18 protein-coding genes are annotated in these 17,587 nt (G+C 72.0%); 9 read left to right on the forward strand and 9 right to left on the reverse strand.

Features of this window, described 5'->3' with window-relative positions:
* The first annotated feature begins 10 nt into the window (after positions 1–10).
* Positions 11–2,122: an ATP-binding protein gene (locus ACZ6Y1_RS22220; RefSeq protein ID WP_469632321.1), complete on the forward strand. Its 2,112-nt coding sequence runs from the start codon at positions 11–13 to the stop codon at positions 2,120–2,122.
* 158 nt (positions 2,123–2,280) lie between these two features.
* Here ACZ6Y1_RS22220 and ACZ6Y1_RS22225 read toward each other — a convergent pair whose 3' ends face one another.
* A complete protein-coding gene (locus ACZ6Y1_RS22225; protein WP_469632324.1) occupies positions 2,281–2,466 on the reverse strand; it encodes a DUF5999 family protein in 186 nt (61 codons plus the stop codon).
* 348 nt (positions 2,467–2,814) lie between these two features.
* Here ACZ6Y1_RS22225 and ACZ6Y1_RS22230 point away from each other — a divergent pair, with 348 nt between their 5' ends.
* Positions 2,815–3,060 (forward strand): hypothetical protein, encoded by a 246-nt coding sequence (locus tag ACZ6Y1_RS22230; protein ID WP_469632327.1) that lies wholly within the window; start codon positions 2,815–2,817, stop codon positions 3,058–3,060.
* 183 nt (positions 3,061–3,243) lie between these two features.
* On the opposite strand, the gene ACZ6Y1_RS22235 is transcribed toward ACZ6Y1_RS22230, so the two are convergent.
* Complete coding sequence (locus ACZ6Y1_RS22235) at positions 3,244–4,473, reverse strand: acyl-CoA dehydrogenase family protein (protein WP_469632330.1); 1,230 nt, start codon at positions 4,471–4,473, stop codon at positions 3,244–3,246.
* A gap of 202 nt (positions 4,474–4,675) precedes the next feature.
* On the opposite strand from ACZ6Y1_RS22235, the gene ACZ6Y1_RS22240 reads away from it, so the two are divergent.
* Positions 4,676–5,320, forward strand: coding sequence for a TetR/AcrR family transcriptional regulator (locus ACZ6Y1_RS22240; protein ID WP_469632332.1), 645 nt, complete (start codon positions 4,676–4,678; stop codon positions 5,318–5,320).
* A gap of 216 nt (positions 5,321–5,536) precedes the next feature.
* Here ACZ6Y1_RS22240 and def read toward each other — a convergent pair whose 3' ends face one another.
* Complete coding sequence (def, locus tag ACZ6Y1_RS22245) at positions 5,537–6,097, reverse strand: peptide deformylase (RefSeq protein ID WP_469632335.1); 561 nt, start codon at positions 6,095–6,097, stop codon at positions 5,537–5,539.
* Positions 6,098–6,220: 123 nt separating this feature from the next.
* On the opposite strand from def, the gene ACZ6Y1_RS22250 reads away from it, so the two are divergent.
* The 6 genes from ACZ6Y1_RS22250 to ACZ6Y1_RS22275 all read left to right on the forward strand — a co-directional run bounded on the left by ACZ6Y1_RS22250 (position 6,221) and on the right by ACZ6Y1_RS22275 (position 11,472).
* Positions 6,221–7,459: a MurT ligase domain-containing protein gene (locus tag ACZ6Y1_RS22250; protein WP_030029096.1), complete on the forward strand. Its 1,239-nt coding sequence runs from the start codon at positions 6,221–6,223 to the stop codon at positions 7,457–7,459.
* 20 nt (positions 7,460–7,479) lie between these two features.
* Positions 7,480–8,208 (forward strand): type 1 glutamine amidotransferase, encoded by a 729-nt coding sequence (locus ACZ6Y1_RS22255; RefSeq protein ID WP_469632339.1) that lies wholly within the window; start codon positions 7,480–7,482, stop codon positions 8,206–8,208.
* Positions 8,209–8,398: 190 nt separating this feature from the next.
* Entirely contained in the window at positions 8,399–9,424 is a 1,026-nt protein-coding gene (locus tag ACZ6Y1_RS22260; RefSeq protein ID WP_469632342.1) for a 6-phosphofructokinase, read from the forward strand.
* Between the two features lie 100 nt (positions 9,425–9,524).
* Positions 9,525–10,487 carry a cytochrome c oxidase assembly protein gene (locus ACZ6Y1_RS22265; RefSeq protein WP_469632344.1) on the forward strand — a complete coding sequence of 321 codons (963 nt, stop codon included), beginning with the start codon at positions 9,525–9,527 and terminating at the stop codon, positions 10,485–10,487.
* Between the two features lie 32 nt (positions 10,488–10,519).
* Entirely contained in the window at positions 10,520–10,678 is a 159-nt protein-coding gene (locus ACZ6Y1_RS22270) for a hypothetical protein (protein ID WP_469632347.1), read from the forward strand.
* Between the two features lie 83 nt (positions 10,679–10,761).
* A complete protein-coding gene (locus ACZ6Y1_RS22275; RefSeq protein ID WP_469632350.1) occupies positions 10,762–11,472 on the forward strand; it encodes a lysophospholipid acyltransferase family protein in 711 nt (236 codons plus the stop codon).
* Positions 11,473–11,506: 34 nt separating this feature from the next.
* Here the strand turns inward: ACZ6Y1_RS22275 and ACZ6Y1_RS22280 are convergent, their stop codons facing one another.
* The 6 genes from ACZ6Y1_RS22280 to ACZ6Y1_RS22305 all read right to left on the reverse strand — a co-directional run bounded on the left by ACZ6Y1_RS22280 (position 11,507) and on the right by ACZ6Y1_RS22305 (position 17,583).
* Entirely contained in the window at positions 11,507–13,123 is a 1,617-nt protein-coding gene (locus ACZ6Y1_RS22280; RefSeq protein ID WP_469632619.1) for an alpha/beta hydrolase, read from the reverse strand.
* A 246-nt stretch (positions 13,124–13,369) separates the two neighbouring features.
* Entirely contained in the window at positions 13,370–14,167 is a 798-nt protein-coding gene (locus tag ACZ6Y1_RS22285; protein WP_469632353.1) for an urease accessory protein UreD, read from the reverse strand.
* Positions 14,152–14,847: an urease accessory protein UreG gene (gene ureG, locus ACZ6Y1_RS22290; RefSeq protein WP_469632356.1), complete on the reverse strand. Its 696-nt coding sequence runs from the start codon at positions 14,845–14,847 to the stop codon at positions 14,152–14,154. The genes ACZ6Y1_RS22285 and ureG overlap by 16 nt, the downstream gene beginning before the upstream one ends.
* A gap of 19 nt (positions 14,848–14,866) precedes the next feature.
* Entirely contained in the window at positions 14,867–15,541 is a 675-nt protein-coding gene (locus ACZ6Y1_RS22295) for an urease accessory protein UreF (protein ID WP_469632359.1), read from the reverse strand.
* A 16-nt stretch (positions 15,542–15,557) separates the two neighbouring features.
* Complete coding sequence (locus ACZ6Y1_RS22300; protein WP_469632362.1) at positions 15,558–17,279, reverse strand: urease subunit alpha; 1,722 nt, start codon at positions 17,277–17,279, stop codon at positions 15,558–15,560.
* Positions 17,272–17,583, reverse strand: coding sequence for an urease subunit beta (locus ACZ6Y1_RS22305; protein WP_469632365.1), 312 nt, complete (start codon positions 17,581–17,583; stop codon positions 17,272–17,274). Before ACZ6Y1_RS22305 ends, ACZ6Y1_RS22300 begins: the two co-directional genes overlap by 8 nt.
* Positions 17,584–17,587: the final 4 nt, after the last annotated feature.

Genomic DNA, 17,587 nt, shown 5'->3' on the forward strand with positions numbered 1-17,587 from the left:
CAATACAACCGTGTTCGGTGAGTACTCGGTCAACGACAATCAGGCAGGATCCGCCGGCGGCGATCCCGGGCACACCCCTGCGGCCGTGACGGGGAACCTGCCCCCGCAGCCTTCCGGCTTCGTCGGCCGGGAGCGGGAACTGGCGCTCCTACGCAGCCTGTTGGAGGACCGGAGGCTGATCACCCTCACCGGCGTGGGCGGTGTGGGGAAGTCCCGGCTCGCCCTGCGGGCCGTCCGCGAAGCCGCCGGGCCGCGGCCCGACGGCGTGTGGTGGGTGGAGCTGTCGCCGTTGCGCGACCCCGGCCTCCTCGCCACGACCATCTCCCACGCCGTCGGCCTCGCCGACCACTCCTCGCGTTCCCTGGACGAGGAGTTGTGCGCCTGGATGGCGGACAAGCGGCTCCTGCTCGTCCTGGACACCTGCGAGCACCTGGTGACCGACTGCCGCCATCTGGTGGGTGAACTCCTGCAGTCCGCGCCTGGGTTGACGGTGGTGGTCACCTCCCGCGAGCCGCTCGGCTCCCCCGGCGAGGAGGTCGTCGAGGTCCGCCCGCTGCCCTGCGAGGGGCCCGACAGCGACGCCCTCACGCTGTTCCGCGCACGCGCCCTCGCGGCGACCCCGCAGGCGGCCGCTGTCTTCGCCGACCCCGCCCGCACGGCGGTCGCAGCCGAGGTGTGCAAGCGCCTCGACGGCATCCCGCTCGCCCTCGAACTCGCGGGCGCCCGGATGCGGTTGTGGACGCTGGAGCAGATGGCCGAGCTGCTCGGGGAGCGCTTCGGCCTGCTGTCGACGTACCCCTCGTCCGACGGCCGTGCGCCCCGCCCGCCCCGACACCAGACGATGCGGACCACGATCGGCTGGAGCCACGAGCTGTGCGAGCCGCTGGAGCGGCTGCTCTGGGCCCGGTTGTCCGTGTTCTCGGGGGACTTCGAGATCGGCGCAGCCCGCGCCGTGTGCGCGGGCGGTCCGCTGGCCGCCTCGCGCGTGGAGCGCGTACTGGCGGGCCTGGTCGCCAAGTCGGTGGTGTTGCGCAGCGAGGAGCGGGGTGCGGGCGCCCGCTACCGGATGCTGGACACGATCCGCGAGTACGGGCACGACTGGCTGGTCGAACTCGGGGAGGTCCAGATCGTCTCCGACCGGCACGCCCACTGGTACGCGGCGCTCTCCGAGGCCGCCGGCCACGGTTGGCTGGGCCCGGGCCAGGTCGACTGGTACCGCAGGATGACCGCCGAGCACGCACAGCTGCGTACCGCCCTGGAACACCTGCTGGGCACCGACCCGGAGGCCGCCCTGGGGATGGGTGGGGCCCTGTGGTTCTACTGGTTCTCCTGCGGGCACGTGCACGAGGGCCGGGGCTTCCTGGAACGGGCCCTGCGGGCAGCCCCGCACCCGGGCCCGGCGCACAACCAGGCCCTGTGGGCGCTCGGGCTCACCGCACTGCTCCAGGGCGACATGGACACGGCCGTCACCGCCGGGGAGGAGTGCGCACGGGAGGCCGCCCTCCTGTCGGACCCGGAGCGGGAGCTGCGCGCGGCCTATCTGCTCGCGGTGGCGGTCATGATGCCGGGCGATCCCGTACGGGCGCTGGCGCTGGCCGGCCCGCGGGCGCGGGCGGGCCACGGCGGACGCACCGACGGCGCGGGCTGGCTGCTGTGCAAGCTGGCCACCGGCTACGCCCTGTGCGACCTGCGGCGGTTCGAGGAGGCCGCCGAGGAGGCACGGTCCTTGCGGGAGTCCTGCGCGGAGCTGGGTGAGCGCTGGCTGCGCGCCTACGCGGACTACATCCTGGCGGTGGCGGCGCTGGGCCTGGGCGAACACGGTGAGGCCGCCCGGCACGTACGGGCGATGCTGTCGGGGAAGCGGCTGCTCGGCGACCGCTTCGGGATCGCGCTGGGCCTCGACCTGCTGGCCGCGGCGGTGGCGGCGCTGGGCGACGGCGAACTGGCGGCCCGGCTGCTGGGCACGGGTCACGCCTGGTGGCGCACCGTGGGACGGCCGCAGATGGGCTCCCCCTCGCTGACGGCCCTGCGGGACCAGGGCGAGCGGCAGGCCCGGGCGGCGATCGGCGACGCCGCGTACGAGACGGCCTTCCTGGGCGGCACTGCCGCACCCACCGGCTGACCGGCAGCCGGGGGGCGGTGTCGTACCGGATTGCCGCCGGCGTGGGCTCCCGTCAGTACGGGAGGGGTCTGCCCGACGGTGTGCGCAGATCCAGGTCTCGGGGAGCGGGCTTGGGGACGGGCTTGCGGATCAGCTGCTGGCGCATGCTGCCTCCTGGCTCAGACCAGGGCCGGGCGGCGGGGCTCCACCGTCTGGCCTGCGGGGAGCAGTTCACCGGTGTCGTCGAAGACGACCACGCCGTTGCAGAGCAGACTCCAACCCTGTTCGGGATGGGAAGCCACGGTGCGGGCGGCGTCGTGATCGGCGCTGTCGGCGGACGGGCAGGGGGGCTGGTGGGAGCACATGGCGCACCTCCTCGCAAGTGTGGGGCGGGAGGGCCGGTGGTCACCCGGTCGAATCCGCGATCCACGGTGGCGGTGAGTATTACTGATCGCCACCCCCCGGCGGAACCCATATTCGGGGTCCAGTTCAAGGTGTGTATGCCCGATTACGATGCGCTCATGCCCGTTATCCGGATCGTTCACCAGAGCCCACTGCCCCCTTCCGAATCATGGAAGAGGCTGACGGACTGGGCAGGGCACGGCGCACAGGTCCCTCTGACGCGGACGATCATCGAGACGCCCGGGCCCACGCGCGTCGGGACGATCTTCACGGCTCGAACGGGAGTGGGCAGGGTCACATTCGACGACCCGATGGAAGTCGTCGTCTGGAACCCTCCGGAGGGCACGGAGCCCGGCCTCGTCCGCCTGGAGAAGCTCGGCCGCGCCGTGACGGGCTGGGCGGAGATCGAGATCCGCCGCTCCCCCGCCGGGGGCAGCGAGATCCACTGGCGCGAGGACCTGCGCCTGCGCGGCCTCCCCCGCACGCTGGACCCCCTGGTGGCCACGGCGGGCCGGCTCCTCTTCGGGCGGGCCCTCTCCCGGCTGCTGCGCGCCTAGGGAGTGTTGCGAAAGTCCCGTGCCGGGCGCCGTGGGCGCCGTGCAGGACTTACTCACGCCCCCAGGCCCTCCATGGCGCGGCCGGGCCGCCCGTACGGCCCCGCGCGCACCGGACCGCAGCCGCTGGCTCGGCGCCGACGCCCGGACACCGCGGGGTGTCCGGGACGCCACGGCGGGCGGGCGCTAGCGGATCGGCATGCCGGAGAGGGTGCGGGCGATGACCAGCCGCTGGATCTCGCTCGTCCCCTCGAAGATCGTGTAGATCGCGCTGTCCCGGTGCATGCGCTCCACCGGGTACTCCCGGGTGAACCCGTTGCCGCCGAGGATCTGGACCGCCTGGGCGGTGACCTTCTTGGCCACCTCGCTCGCGAAGAGCTTCGACATCGAGCCCTCCGCCGAGGTGAACGGCCGGCCCGCGACCGCCATCCACGAGGCCCGCCACACCAGCAGCCGGGCGGCGTCGATCTGCGTCCGCATGTCGGCGAGCTGGAAGGCCACGCCCTGGTTGTCGATGATCGGGCGGCCGAACTGGGTGCGGGTCTTCGCGTAGTCGAGGGCCACCTCGTACGCCGCGCGCGCCGTGCCGACCGCCATCGCGCCGACGGCCGGCCGGGAGGCCTCGAAGGTGGCCATGGCGGCGTTCTTCACGCGCTCCCCGCCGCCGCTGCGGGCCCGCTCGCGCGCCCGTGCCAGCCGCTCGTCCAGCTTCTCCTTGCCGCCGAGCAGGCAGGAGCCCGGAACCCGTACGTCCTCCAGCACCACCTCCGCGGTGTGCGAGGCGCGGATGCCGTGCTTCTTGAACTTCTGCCCCTGGGACAGGCCGGGGGTGTTCGGCGGGATGATGAAGGAGGCGTGCCCCTTGGTGCCCAGCTCCGGGTCGACCACGGCGACGACGATGTGGACGTTGGCGATGCCGCCGTTGGTCGCCCAGGTCTTGGTGCCGTTCAGCACCCACTCGTCCTTGGCCTGGTCGTAGACGGCCCGGGTCCGCATGGAACCGACGTCCGACCCGGCGTCCGGCTCGGAGGAGCAGAAGGCGGCCACCTTCACGTCGTCCGGGGTGCCGTACATCTGCGGGATCCAGGTGCCTATCTGTTCCTCGGTGCCGTTGGCGACGACGCCGATGGCCGCGAGTCCGGTGCCCACGATGGACAGGGCGATGCCCGCGTCACCCCAGAAGAGCTCCTCCATCGCCATCGGGATGCCGAGGCCCGTGGGGTCGAAGAACTGCTGGGCGTAGAAGTCGAGGGAGTAGATGCCGATCTTGGCGGCCTCCTGGATGACGGGCCAGGGAGTCTCCTCGCGCTCGTCCCATTCCGCGGCGGCCGGGCGGATCACATCGGCGGCGAAGCCGTGGATCCACTCCTGCACCTGCTTCTGGTCCTCGCTCAGCTCCATGGTGAACTCCGCCATGTCCCCTCCACCTGTCCGTACTCGTTCGCGTCCCAGAGCGGGTTACTAGCGGTAACCTGCACGATCGCCACAGTCTGTTACCGGCGAGTAAGCACTGTCAAGCGCGGCCGGAGGAGGTACGGCCGATGGGATCGGCGAGGTGTGCGGGGTGTTACGTTGCGTGGGCGTCACGCACATCGCAAGGGCGGGGAGAAAACACGTCATGGAGACCACGCAGCAGGCCGGCGAGCCCGGCTCGGCCGATCGCAGGCGCCGGGAACTGCTCGAGGCGGCGGACCGGGTCGTGCTCAGGGACGGCCCCAAGGCCTCCATGAACGCCATCGCGGCCGAGGCCGGCATCACCAAGCCGATCCTCTACCGCCACTTCGGCGACAAGGCGGGCCTGTACCAGGCGCTCGCCGTCCGGCACACCGACGCCCTGCTGGACTCCCTGCGGGCCGCACTCGACGCCCCGGCCGAGCGGCGGAGCCGGGTGGAGCACACGCTGGACACCTACCTGGCCGCCATCGAGGCCCGCCCGCAGGTCTACCGCTTCCTGATGCACCCGGCCGAGGACTCCCACAGCGCGGAGCGCGGCTTCGACGTGGGCCTGCACTCGGCGCCGCTGCTGCGCCGGCTGGGCGAGGAACTGGCGCAGGTGATCGGCGAACGGGTCGACCTCGGCCCGGGCGGGGAGCGGCTGGCGCGCGTCTGGGGGCACGGCATCGTCGGCATGATGCACGCGGCCGGCGACTGGTGGCTGGGCGAACGGCCCTGCGAGCGTGCGGAACTCGTGGCCGCCCTCACGGACCTCCTCTGGGGCCGCCTCTCCACCGCCGGCAACCGCGAAAACGGCCCGGGCTTCTGACCCCGGACCCCGGCACGGCTCGGTATTCCGGTGCCGCCTGGCACGTTCAGCCCCTCCGGCGTTTGAGGAGCGGGGTCTGGGGCGGAGCCCCAGGAAACCCGGCTCCGCCGGGCACCGGGCTCCGCCCGGACCCTCCCCCGGCTACCGCTGGGAGGTACCCCCTGCTCAAACGCCGGAGGGGCTGGATTTCGCTCAGCGGCGGCGCAGCCGAGGGGATCAGTCGCGGGGCCAGGTGGCGGCCGCGCCCCAGGGGGTCTTGCGGATGGCACGCCGCAGGCGACGGGCCCGGAGCCCCGTCACCCGGTCCGCGTACACCGCACCGGCAAGGTGGTCGCACTCGTGCTGCAGGCACCGTGCGAAGAACCCCGTCCCCTCGATCCGCACGGGGGCGCCGTCGGAGGTGACCCCCTCGACGACCGCCCGGTCGAACCGCGCCGTGCCCGCCTCCAGCCCCGGCAGGGACAGGCAGCCCTCCGGCCCGAGGAACTCGTCCCCGTCCGCGGCGACCAGCCGCGGGTTCACGATGTGGCCGACGTGCCGCACGTCCTCGTCGTCGGGGCAGTCGTACACGAACACCCGCTGCCCCACGCCGATCTGGTTCGCGGCGAGCCCGACGCCCTCGGCCGCGTACATCGTCGCGAACATGTCCTCGATGAGCCGGTCAAGTTCGGGGCCGAAGTCGGTGACCTCCGCACAAGCGGAATGCAGCACCGGATCGCCCAGGAGGCTCATGGTGCGGACGTGACCGTTGGTACCTGGGATGGGGCGCTGTCGCATGGCCGTAAGGGTACGACGGGCGAATATATGAGGAGATCTGCCGTGGCGTTGGGGCGCCGCGGTCAAGGCCCGGGCAGGTACTGGATAGGCTGGGGCCGACCGACGCAAGGAGGACAAGGGACGATGGCAGGCAACACGGAGCCGCTTTCGCCGCGGGCCAAGCTGGCCGTGACGGCGGGCAAGGCCGCGGCGGCGGTGTCGCGGGCCGCGGGACGCGGAAGCGGATCGGTGATCGGAGGCAAGGTCGCGCTCAGACTCGACCCCGATCTCCTCGGAGCACTCGCGCAGCATCTCGATGTCGTCCTCGTCTCCGCGACGAACGGCAAGACCACGACGACCCGGCTGATCGCTGAGGCCCTGCGGGCCAGCGGCCCGGTCGTCTCCAACGCGCTGGGCGCGAACATGCCGGCCGGCATCACCTCGGCCCTCGCCGGCGGCTCGGACGCCAAGTACGGCGTCATCGAGGTCGACGAGAAGTACCTGGCGGGCGTGGCCCGGGACGTCACCCCCAAGGTGATCGCCCTGCTGAACCTCTCCCGCGACCAGCTGGACCGCGCCGCCGAGACCCGCATGCTCGCGGAGAAGTGGCGCGAGGGGCTCCAGGGCTCCAAGGCGGTCATCGTCGCGAACTGCGACGACCCGCTGATCGTGTGGTCCGCTTCCTCCTCGCAGAACGTGGTCTGGGTCGCGGCCGGCCAGGAGTGGAAGGACGACGCCTGGTCGTGCCCCTCCTGCGGTGGCGTCATGCAGCGCCCGGGCGACGACTGGTTCTGCGGCGAGTGCGGTTTCCGCCGCCCGACGCCGACCTGGGTCCTCTCGGGCGACCACGTGCTGGACCCGCACGGTTCGGCCTGGCCGATCCACCTCCAGCTGCCCGGCCGCGCCAACAAGGCGAACGCCGCCACCTCGGCGGCCGTCGCCGCCGTCTTCGGCGTGCCGCCGCAGGTCGCGCTGGAGCGGATGTACCAGGTGCAGGCCGTCGCCGGCCGCTACGACGTGGTGAACTTCCAGGGCCGTGAGCTGCGGCTGCTGCTCGCGAAGAACCCGGCGGGCTGGCTCGAAACGTTTTCCCTGATCGATCCCCCGCCCACGCCGGTGATCCTCTCGGTGAACGCGCGCGGCGCCGACGGCACCGACACCTCCTGGCTGTGGGACGTGGACTACCCGCGCCTGGCCGGCCACCCGATCTTCGTGATCGGCGACCGCAAGCTGGACCTGGCGGTCCGCCTGGAGGTCGCGGGGCTGGACTTCCGGGTGTGCGAGACCCTCGACGAGGCCGTGCAGCTCGCGCCGCCCGGTCAGATCGAGCTGATCGCGAACTACACCGCCTTCCAGGACGTCCGCCGCCGCGTCGGCAACTAGCACCCTCAAGGACAGTGAGCATGAGCGACAACAGCCTGCGTCTGGTGTGGGTCTACCCCGACCTGCTCAGCACGTACGGAGACCAGGGCAACGCCCTCGTGGTGGAGCGCCGGGCGCGCCAGCGCGGTCTGGACGTGCAGCGCGTGGACGTGCGCAGCGACCAGCCGATCCCCACCTCGGGCGACATCTACCTGATCGGCGGCGGCGAGGACCGGCCGCAGCGGCTGGCCGCGGAGCGCCTGCTGCGTGACGGCGGGCTGGAGCGGGCCGTCTCGAACGGGGCGATCGTCTTCTCCGTCTGCGCCGGGTACCAGATCCTCGGCAAGGAGTTCGTCAACGACGTGGGCCAGCGCCAGGAGGGGCTGGGCCTCCTCGACGTCGTCACCGTGCGCGGTGAGGGCGAGCGGTGCGTCGGCGACGTCCTCGCGGACATCGACCCGCGCCTCGGCCTGCCGCAGCTGACGGGCTTCGAGAACCACCAGGGCGTGACCCACCTCGGCCCGACGGCGAAGCCGTTCGCCCGGGTGACGATGGGCCGCGGCAACGGCACCGGCGACGGCACCGAGGGCGCGTACAACGACACGGTGTTCGGGACGTACATGCACGGCCCCGTGATGGCCCGCAACCCGCTGATCGCGGACCTGCTGCTCAAGCTGGCCCTCGACGTGAACGCCCTGCCGCCCATAGACGACCAGTGGTACGACGCGCTCCGCGCGGAGCGCATCGCGGCGGCGACGCAGCCCGCGTAGCACGCCCGCACCAGCCGTTCGGCCCGGTTCCCCCTGGCGGGAACCGGGCCGACGTGCGTTCGCACGACCTTCGGGACCAGGATGTGGAGGATGGTTCAGTCCACCCTCCTTCCGCTTGTAGGGTGACGGGTAGTTCCAACCGGACGACGTGGTCCGGTCGTCGGCCCACGTTGCAAAGGTCTCTCCTGCCATGCGCATAGGTGTGCTCACTTCCGGTGGCGACTGCCCCGGCCTCAACGCCGTCATCCGTTCCGTCGTGCACCGTGCCGTCGTGGACCACGGTGACGAGGTGATCGGCTTCCTCGACGGCTGGAAGGGCCTGCTGGAGGCGGACTACCGCAAGCTCGACCTCGACGCCGTGGCGGGCATCCTCGCCCGCGGCGGCACGATCCTCGGCTCCTCCCGGGTCCAGCCCGCGCACCTGCGCGACGGCGTGGAGCGGGCCCGCGGCCACGTCGCCGACCTCGGCCTCGACGCGATCATCCCCATCGGCGGCGAAGGCACCCTGAAGGCCGCGAACCTGCTCTCCCAGGCCGGTCTGCCCATCGTGGGCGTCCCGAAGACCATCGACAACGACATCGCGTCGACGGACGTCACCTTCGGCTTCGACACCGCCGTCGGCGTCGCCACCGAGGCGCTGGACCGGCTGAAGACCACCGCGGAGTCCCACCAGCGCGTGATGGTCGTCGAGGTCATGGGCCGCCACACCGGCTGGATCGCCCTGCACTCGGGCATGGCGGCCGGCGCGCACGCGATCGTGGTCCCGGAGCGCCCCTTCGACATCGAGCAGCTGACGCGGATCGTCGGCGAGCGCTTCTCCGCGGGCAAGCGGTTCGCGATCGTCGTGGTCGCCGAGGGCGCCAAGCCGAAGCCCGGCACGATGGAGCTTGAGCAGGGCGGCACCGACATCTACGGCCACGAGCGGTTCGCCGGCATCGGCAACCGGCTGGCGGTGGAGCTGGAGCACCGTCTGGGCAAGGAGGCCCGGCCGGTGATCCTGGGCCACGTCCAGCGCGGTGGCACGCCCACCGCCTACGACCGGGTGCTGGCCACCCGCTTCGGCTGGCACGCCGTGGAGGCGGCGCACCGGGGCGAGTTCGGCATGCTGACGGCGCTGCGCGGCACAGAGATCGAGATGGTGCCGCTCGCGGAGGCGACCTCGGCCCTCAAGACGGTTCCGGCGCAGCGCTACGAAGAGGCGCAGACCGTTCTGTGACGCCCTTTCGGGGGCTTTTGCCCTGATGCCGCCCCCGCGCGCAGCAGCGTACGGGGGCGGCATTACTGTGGTGGGGCACCACGGTCAAGGGAGTGAACACATGGATCACAGCGGGCACGGCATGGACATGCACATGGACATGGACCTGCCGCCCTTCACCCTCGGCCGCGGGCTGGAGTTCTCCTTCGACGCCTTCTTCCTGTTCGGTTCGCTGATCGGCCTCGCCCTGTACGGGTGGGGCGTGCTGCGGCTGCGCCGTCGCGGCGACTCCTGGTCGGCCGGCAGGACGGTCGCGTTCACGGTCGGCGTCCTGACCGTGGCCCTGGTGATGTGCACCAAGCTGAACGACTACGGCATGGTCATGTTCAGCGTGCACATGGTCCAGCACATGGTGATCAGCATGATCACCCCGATCCTGCTGCTGCTCGGGGCGCCGATGACGCTGGCGCTGCGCGCCCTGCCGCCCGCCGCGCGCGGCCACAAGGGCCCGCGCGAGCTGCTCCTGATGCTGCTGCACAGCCGGTACATGCGGATCATCACGCACCCGGCCTTCACGATCCCGATGTTCATCGCGAGCCTGTACGCGCTGTACTTCACCCCGCTCTTCGACTTCCTGATGGGGAGCCGGACCGGGCACATCGCGATGATGGTCCACTTCCTCGCGGTGGGCATCGTGTTCTTCTGGCCGATCATGGGCGTCGACCCGGGCCCGCATCGCCCCGGCTACGTGATGCGGATGCTGGAGCTCTTCGCGGGCATGCCGTTCCACGCCTTCTTCGGCATCGCGCTGATGATGGCCAGCCAGCCGATGATCAAGACGTACGCGAACCCGCCGGCTTCCCTCGGCATCGACCCGCTGCTCGACCAGCAGTGGGGCGGCGGCATCGCCTGGGCCTTCAGCGAGATCCCCTCGGTGCTGGTGCTGATCGCGCTGATGTACCAGTGGTACCACTCGGAGCAGCGGGCGGCGAAGCGCGCCGACCGGGCCGCCGACCGGGACGGCGACCAGGAGCTGGCGGCGTACAACTCGTATCTCGCCTCGCTGCGCGCGCGTGGCCAGTAGCGGAACCACGCGTTCGCGGGCCACCATGGGGCATGAGCGGATCCGTGAAGGCGATGGCGGTCCTGACCTTCGCCGCCCTGGTGGCCGTCGCCACGTACTCCGTGGCCCTCGGCAGCAACGGCTGGCTTTGGTTCGGCTGGATCGTGCTGGGAATGATCACCGTCGGAATGGCCGCGTCCCGTAACGGTTGACGAAGTAGCGCCCACCCCCTCGGGCCGGCGGCTCACCCTCCGTAGGATGACCGTGACCACGGGACATCGACGGGAGTGGCCTGGTGTTCTACCACTTGCTCAAGCACGTCTTGCTCGGTCCGCTGCTGCGGCTGCTGTTCCGGCCCCGGATCGAGGGTCTGGAGAACATTCCGGCCGAGGGTGCGGCGATCATCGCGGGCAACCATCTGTCGTTCTCCGACCATTTCCTGATGCCGGCGATCCTCAAGCGGCGCATCACCTTCCTCGCGAAGGCGGAGTACTTCACCGGCCCCGGTGTGAAGGGGCGGCTGACGGCCGCGTTCTTCCGCAGCGCCGGGCAGATCCCGGTGGACCGCTCCGGCAAGGACGCCGGGCAGGCCGCCCTGCGCGAGGGGCTCGGTGTGCTGGCCAAGGGCGAACTGCTCGGCATCTACCCCGAGGGCACGCGCTCGCACGACGGACGGCTCTACAAGGGGAAGGTCGGCGTGGCCGCGATGGCGCTGCGCGCGGGAGTGCCGGTCGTGCCGTGCGCGATGGTCGGAACCTTCGAGATCCAGCCTCCCGGGCAGAAGATCCCGAACATCCGGCGGGTGACCATCCGCTTCGGCCGGCCGCTGGACTTCTCGCGGTACGAGGGTCTGGAGGACGAGCGGGCCGTGCTGCGGGCCGTCACCGACGAGATCATGTACGCGATCCTCGAACTGTCCGGCCAGGAGTACGTCGACCGGTACGCGGCCGAGGTCAAGGCCGAGGAGGAGGAAGCACGGAAGAAGGCCCGGCGCTCCTCACGCTGAGCCTTCTCCCGTACGTCACTGCCGCTCCCGGTCCTTAACGGATGGCCGGGAGCTCCTCACGCGCCGGGAACACGGAGTTCGCCGGTGCGGCGTCGGACGTCAGCGCCCGGGCCGCGGCGGGGGCCGGGGCGACCGGGGCGGCGTGCGGCTCGCACGTCACGTCCTGGGCGTCGACCTTGCCGGTCAGCAGGTAGGCGTCCACCCGCGTGTTGATGCAGGGGTTCACCAGGCTGGTGACACCGTGCGAACCGGCGTTCTTCTCGGTGATCAGACGCGATCCGCCCAGGCGGCGGTGCAGCTCGACCCCGCCCTCGTACGGCGTGGCCGCGTCGCGCTCCGACTGGACGATCAGGACCGGCGGCAGACCGCGCCTGGCGTTCGCGCCGACCTCGATCGGGTTGTACTGCTTGGACTTCCAGGTCGCGCAGGGCAGGTTCATCCAGGCGTTGGACCAGGTCAGGAACGGGTACTTCTCGTGCAGCTTGGAGTTGTCCCGGTCCCACTTGGTCCAGCTGGTGGGCCACTTGGCGTCGGCGCACTCGACCGCGGTGTAGACGGCGTTGCCGTTCTCCGAGGCCGCGTTGCCCTTGATGTCCGTCATGTCCGGGGCGATGGCGTCGATCAGCGCCTGCTCGTCACCGGCCGCCCACGCGGCGAAGGTCTGGGCGACGGGCACCCACGAGGAGTCGTAGTACGGCGCGCCCTGGAAGAAGCCGATGAGCTCCGCCGGGCCGACGATCCCGCCGAGCGGGTGCGCCTTGGCCTTGGCACGCAGCTCCTGGTACTTGGCCTCGACCTTGGCGCGCGTGTCGCCGAGGTGGAAGACCGCGTCGTTCTTGGCGACCCAGTCCTGCCAGTCGTTCCAGCGCGTCTGGAAGGCGACGTCCTGGCCGAGGTTGGCCTCGTACCAGATGTTGTCCTGCGCCGGGTTGACCACGCTGTCGACGATCATGCGGCGCACGTGGTTCGGGAACAGGGTCGCGTAGACCCCGCCGAGGTAGGTGCCGTAGGAGACGCCGAGGAAGTTCAGCTTCTTCTCACCGAGGGCGGCCCGGATGACGTCCAGGTCGCGCGCGGTGTTCGGAGTGGTCATGTACGGCAGCATCTCGCCGCTGCGCTCCTTGCAGCCGTCCGCGTACTCCGCGGCGAGCTTGCGCTGGGCGCTCTTGTCGGCCGCGGTGTCCGGGACCGGGTCGGCCTTGGGGGCCTTGACGAACTCCTGCGGGTCGATGCAGGAGATCGGGGCCGAGTGGCCGACACCGCGCGGGTCGAAACCGACAAAGTCGTACGCCTTGGCGGTGTTGACCCACAGCGGGCTCTTGGTGGTGGACCGGCGCGGGAAGCGCATGCCCGAACCGCCGGGACCGCCGGGGTTGTAGACGAGCGCGCCCTGGCGCTCCTCCTTGGTACCGGTGCTGACCGCGCGGTCGACGGCGATGTCGATGGTCTTGCCGAAGGGCTTGGCGTAGTCGAGCGGGACCTTGACCCAGCCGCACTGGATCGGGGCAGCGAGGCCCCAGTCGGCCGGGCAGTCCTTCCATTCGATCCCGGTACGGGCGGCGCGCGCGGCGGCGAGCTGGACGCCCAGCGCCTCCGGAAGCCCGTTGTCACGGCCGGCGGTGGCCGCCGAGGCCGGCGTGGCGAGCAGCATGCTCGCCGCCAGCGTCCCGGTGATCAGTGTGGCGGCGCTCCCCAGCGCCGCGTTGCGTATCACGTGGTTGATCCCCCTGCGTCAGATACGGCTCGGACCGCCGGGTGCGGCGGTCCGCGTGCAGGGGGATCCTTGCGTCTTACCGGGAGTTGGCGACAGAGCCGGTTCGACTTCTTTGCCAACCCGATAACCGGAAAGGTGTGTACCGCTGAGCGGTGTCTGCTTCGTCCCGTGTTCGCCCCCCGGTCACCAGGCGTAGGTGGCGCGGGCCTCCTCCAGCAGGGTGCGCAGCACGAGCGCGTCCGGGGCGAGCGCCGTGACCAGGACCGCGGGACCGGCCAGCGGCGTCACCGCCGCGAACTCTCCCAGTGTCCGGGCCTGGGGCGGCTGTACGGCGAAGTCCGGGTTGACGACCAGGAGTTGTCCGAGGACCCGGTGCCCGGCGAGTCCCGCCGGGCCGTCCCAGCCGTTCGGGGCGCCCGGCCCGCAGGCCAGTTCCTGGTCCAACAGGGGCCGCCCGTCCCGGGTGACGGAGAGGCGGCTGCGCAGCAGGCCCGGCGCCTCGCCGCTGCGGCCCAGCACCTGCTCCTCGCGCAGCAGCAGCCGCGCGGTGGGGGCCAGCTCCACGCGGGTGTGCACCCGCAGGTCGCTGCCGTGCACGGAGACCAGCGGCTCCGGCAGCCAGCGCGCCGACGCTCCCTCGTCCAGGGTCAGGTGTACGTCGTACCGCGCGGGTTCGCCGCCCCGGCCGGGCAGGGCCAGGGTGGCCGCGGCCGAGCCGAGTGCGAGACCCGCGCCGGGCCCGACGACGGCCTCGACGGTGAGGTGGTCCCCGCCGAGGGGGGCGCTCATGGCGCCGACCAGCATCACGCCGGCCTCGGTTCCGGTGCTGCGGGTGCGGCGCAGTGCGAGCGGTCCCTCGCCGGCCAGCAGCGGCAGGGCGGTGCCGCCCCGCCCGTCGGCGGTCGCGCGGATGCGGGCGGTGGCCCGTACGCCCGCCGGGGACGGGGCGAGCGGCGGCGCGCTGGTCACCGGGCGCCCCATGCGGCGATCCGCTCGCGCACCCAGTCCGCCACCGGGCCCACGCCCTCGGCGCCGCGCAGCGACTGGAAGGCGACCGGCAGTTCACCACGCTGGTCGGCTGCGTCGCGGGCCATCCGGCCGAGGTCGGAGCCGACGTGCGGGGCGAGGTCGGTCTTGTTGACGACGAGGAGGTCCGCGGTGGTGACGCCCGGGCCGCCCTTGCGGGGGATGTCGTCGCCGCCCGCCACGTCGATGACGAAGATCTGGGCGTCGACCAGGCCCCGGGAGAAGGTGGCGGTGAGGTTGTCCCCGCCGGACTCGACGAGGATGAGGTCGAGTCGGCCGTTCTCCCGGAAGGTCTCCTCCAGTTCCTCGACGGCCTCCAGGTTGGCGGAGATGTCGTCGCGGATGGCGGTGTGCGGGCAGGCGCCCGTCTCGACGGCGGCGATCCGCTCGGGGGGCAGGACGGCCTCGCGGAGCAGGAACTCGGCGTCCTCCCGGGTGTAGATGTCGTTGGTGACGACGGCCATGGACAGTTCGGCGCGCAGGGCGCGGCACAGTGCGGCGACGGTGGCGGTCTTGCCGGATCCGACGGGTCCGCCGAGGCCGATCCGCAGGGCGCGGCGGGTGCCGTCGGGCCGCAGCGGCTCGGCGCCGTGGGTGTGCCGCTGGGGATAGGTCACGGCGTGGTCGAGGTGCACGGGTGGTCTCCTTGGGGATTCAGGAAGCGAAGAGGCGTACCGGCCAGTCGGCATGGAGCTGCGCCGAGATGTCCAGCAGTGGCGAGGAGGCCGCGGGCAGCGCCTCCAGGCCCTCGGAGCGGGCCAGCAGCGCGGCCGCGGCCGCCTCGGCGCAGACGCCGTCGAGCTCGGGGGCGAGCCGGGCCAGTACCCCGCTCGCCTCGAAGGGGTCCAGGCCGAGCAGGCGTACGGTCGCCGTGGCGGGACCGCTGACGCTCTCGTACGCCGCCACGTGCGCGGCGTCGAGGGACCGGAGCCCCGCCGCGCGGGCGGTGACGCCGAGCACCACGGGCTGGTGGGCCCCGCGGGGGAAGGCCGCGGCCAGGGCGTCCAGTTCGGGCGCGGGCCAGGTGGCCCGGGCGGCGCGCAGCAGCTGCCGGCCGAGTCTGCGGGCCGCGGAGCGCAGCGCGGGCGCGGGGGTTCGGGCGTCGGCGGCGGCGTCGAGCGCGGCCGGGTCGAGCCCGAGGGCGGCGGCGGCCGCGAGGGCGGCCGCGGTGAGCCCGGTGGTGTGCAGCCGGCCCCGGCAGAAGTCCTCCAGGCTGGCGGCGTCGTGGATCCGGCCCGCCTTGCAGGCGGCCTCGGCCCCGCCCGAGTGGGCGTGCCCTCCGGCGGGGAAGCGGCCGTCGGCGAGAACGAGCAGTGCGGCGAGGCTCATCGGACTGCGCCGCCCATCAGAAGAGGAAGTATCTCTGCGCCATGGGCAGTTCCGCCGCGGGGGCGGGCTCCACCGCCTCGCCGTCGATGGTCACGGTGAAGGTGTCGGCGTCGACCTCGACCCTCGGCATGGCGTCGTTGTTGCGCATGTCCGCCTTGGAGACCTTGCGGGTGTTCTCGATGGCCGTGAAGGTCTTGCCCAGGCCGAGCCGCTCGGGCAGCCCGTCGTCGAGCGCCGCCTGCGCGGTGAAGTTGAGCGAGTTCAGGGCGGGTGCGCTCCCGGTGCTGCCGAACATGGGGCGGGGCAGGACGGGCTGTGGAGTGGGGATGGAGGCGTTTGCGTCGCCCATCTGCGCGTAGGCGATCTGGCCGCCCTTGATCACCAGTTCGGGCTTGACCCCGAAGAAGGCGGGGTTCCACAGCACCAGGTCGGCGAGCTTCCCGTTCTCGACCGAGCCGATGTCGCGGGCGAGTCCCTGGGCCACGGCGGGGTTGATCGTGTACTTGGCGACGTAGCGGCGGGCGCGGTTGTTGTCGGCGGGTCCGTCGCCGGGGAGGAAGCCGCGCCGCTTCTTCATCACGTGGGCGGTCTGCCAGGTGCGCATCACGACCTCGCCGACCCGGCCCATGGCCTGGGAGTCGGAGGAGATGATGGAGATGGCCCCGAGGTCGTGCAGGACGTCCTCGGCGGCGATGGTCGAGGGCCGGATCCTGGATTCGGCGAAGGCGAGGTCCTCGGGGACGGCCGGGTTGAGGTGGTGGCAGACCATCAGCATGTCGAGGTGTTCCTCGACGGTGTTGACGGTGTGCGGCCGGGTGGGGTTGGTCGAGCTGGGCAGGACGTTCGGCTCGGAGACCACGGTGATGATGTCGGGTGCGTGGCCGCCGCCGGCGCCCTCGGTGTGGTACGAGTGGATGGTCCGCCCGGCGATGGCGGCGAGGGTGTCGGCGACGAAACCGGCCTCGTTGAGGGTGTCGGTGTGGATGGCGACCTGGGCCCCGGTCTCCTCGCAGACGCTCAGGCAGGCGTCGATGACGGCGGGGGTGGAGCCCCAGTCCTCGTGGATCTTGAATCCGAGGGCGCCGCCGCGCAGCTGGGAGTGCATGGCCTCGCGGGAGGTGGTGTTCCCCTTGCCCAGCAGGCCGATGTTGACCGGGTAGGCCTCCAGTGCCGCGAACATGCGGGCCAGGTGCCAGGGCCCGGGGGTGACGGTGGTGGCCTTGCTGCCCTCGGCCGGACCGGTGCCGCCGCCGACGAGGGTGGTGATCCCGGAGGCGAGCGCCGCTTCGACGACCGTGGGCGAGATGAAGTGCACGTGCGCGTCGATGGCGCCGGCGGTGACGATCTTCCCGTTGCCCGCGATGATCTCGGTCTCCGGGCCGATGACCAGTGCGGGATCCACCCCGTCCATGGTGTCGGGGTTGCCGGCCTTGCCGATGCCGCAGATCCGGCCGTCACGGATGCCGACGTCGGCCTTGACGACGCCCCAGTGGTCGAGGACGACGACCCCGGTGATCACGGTGTCGGGTGCGCCCTCCGCCCGGGTGGTGCGGGCCTGCCCCATGGACTCGCGGATCACCTTGCCGCCGCCGAACACGGCCTCGTCGCCGGCCCGCCCGGGGCCGCCGGCCAGGTCCTGCTCGATCTCGACGAAGAGGTCGGTGTCGGCCAGCCGGATGCGGTCACCGGTGGTCGGCCCGAAGAGGTCCGCGTACACCTGCCGGGAGATCTCAGACATCGAGCGGCCCTCCGGTCTCCCCGCGCAGTCCGGGTACGGTGCGCAGCCCGGCCAGCGGTACGAGGTCCACCGCGACCGGGATGCCCGGCTCGAAGCGGACGGCCGTGCCGGCGGCGATGTCCAGGCGCAGCCCGCGCGCGGCGAGCCGGTCGAACTCGAGACCGGGGTTGACCTCGGCGAAGTGGTAGTGGGAGCCGACCTGGACGGGCCGGTCGGCGGAGTTGAGCACGGTGAGGCGGGTGACGGGACGGCCCTCGTTGAGGAGCACCGGTCCGTCCCCGTAGGCGATCTCGCCCGGGATCATGCGG

This window comes from Streptomyces sp. NPDC053432 (genome assembly GCF_055585365.1).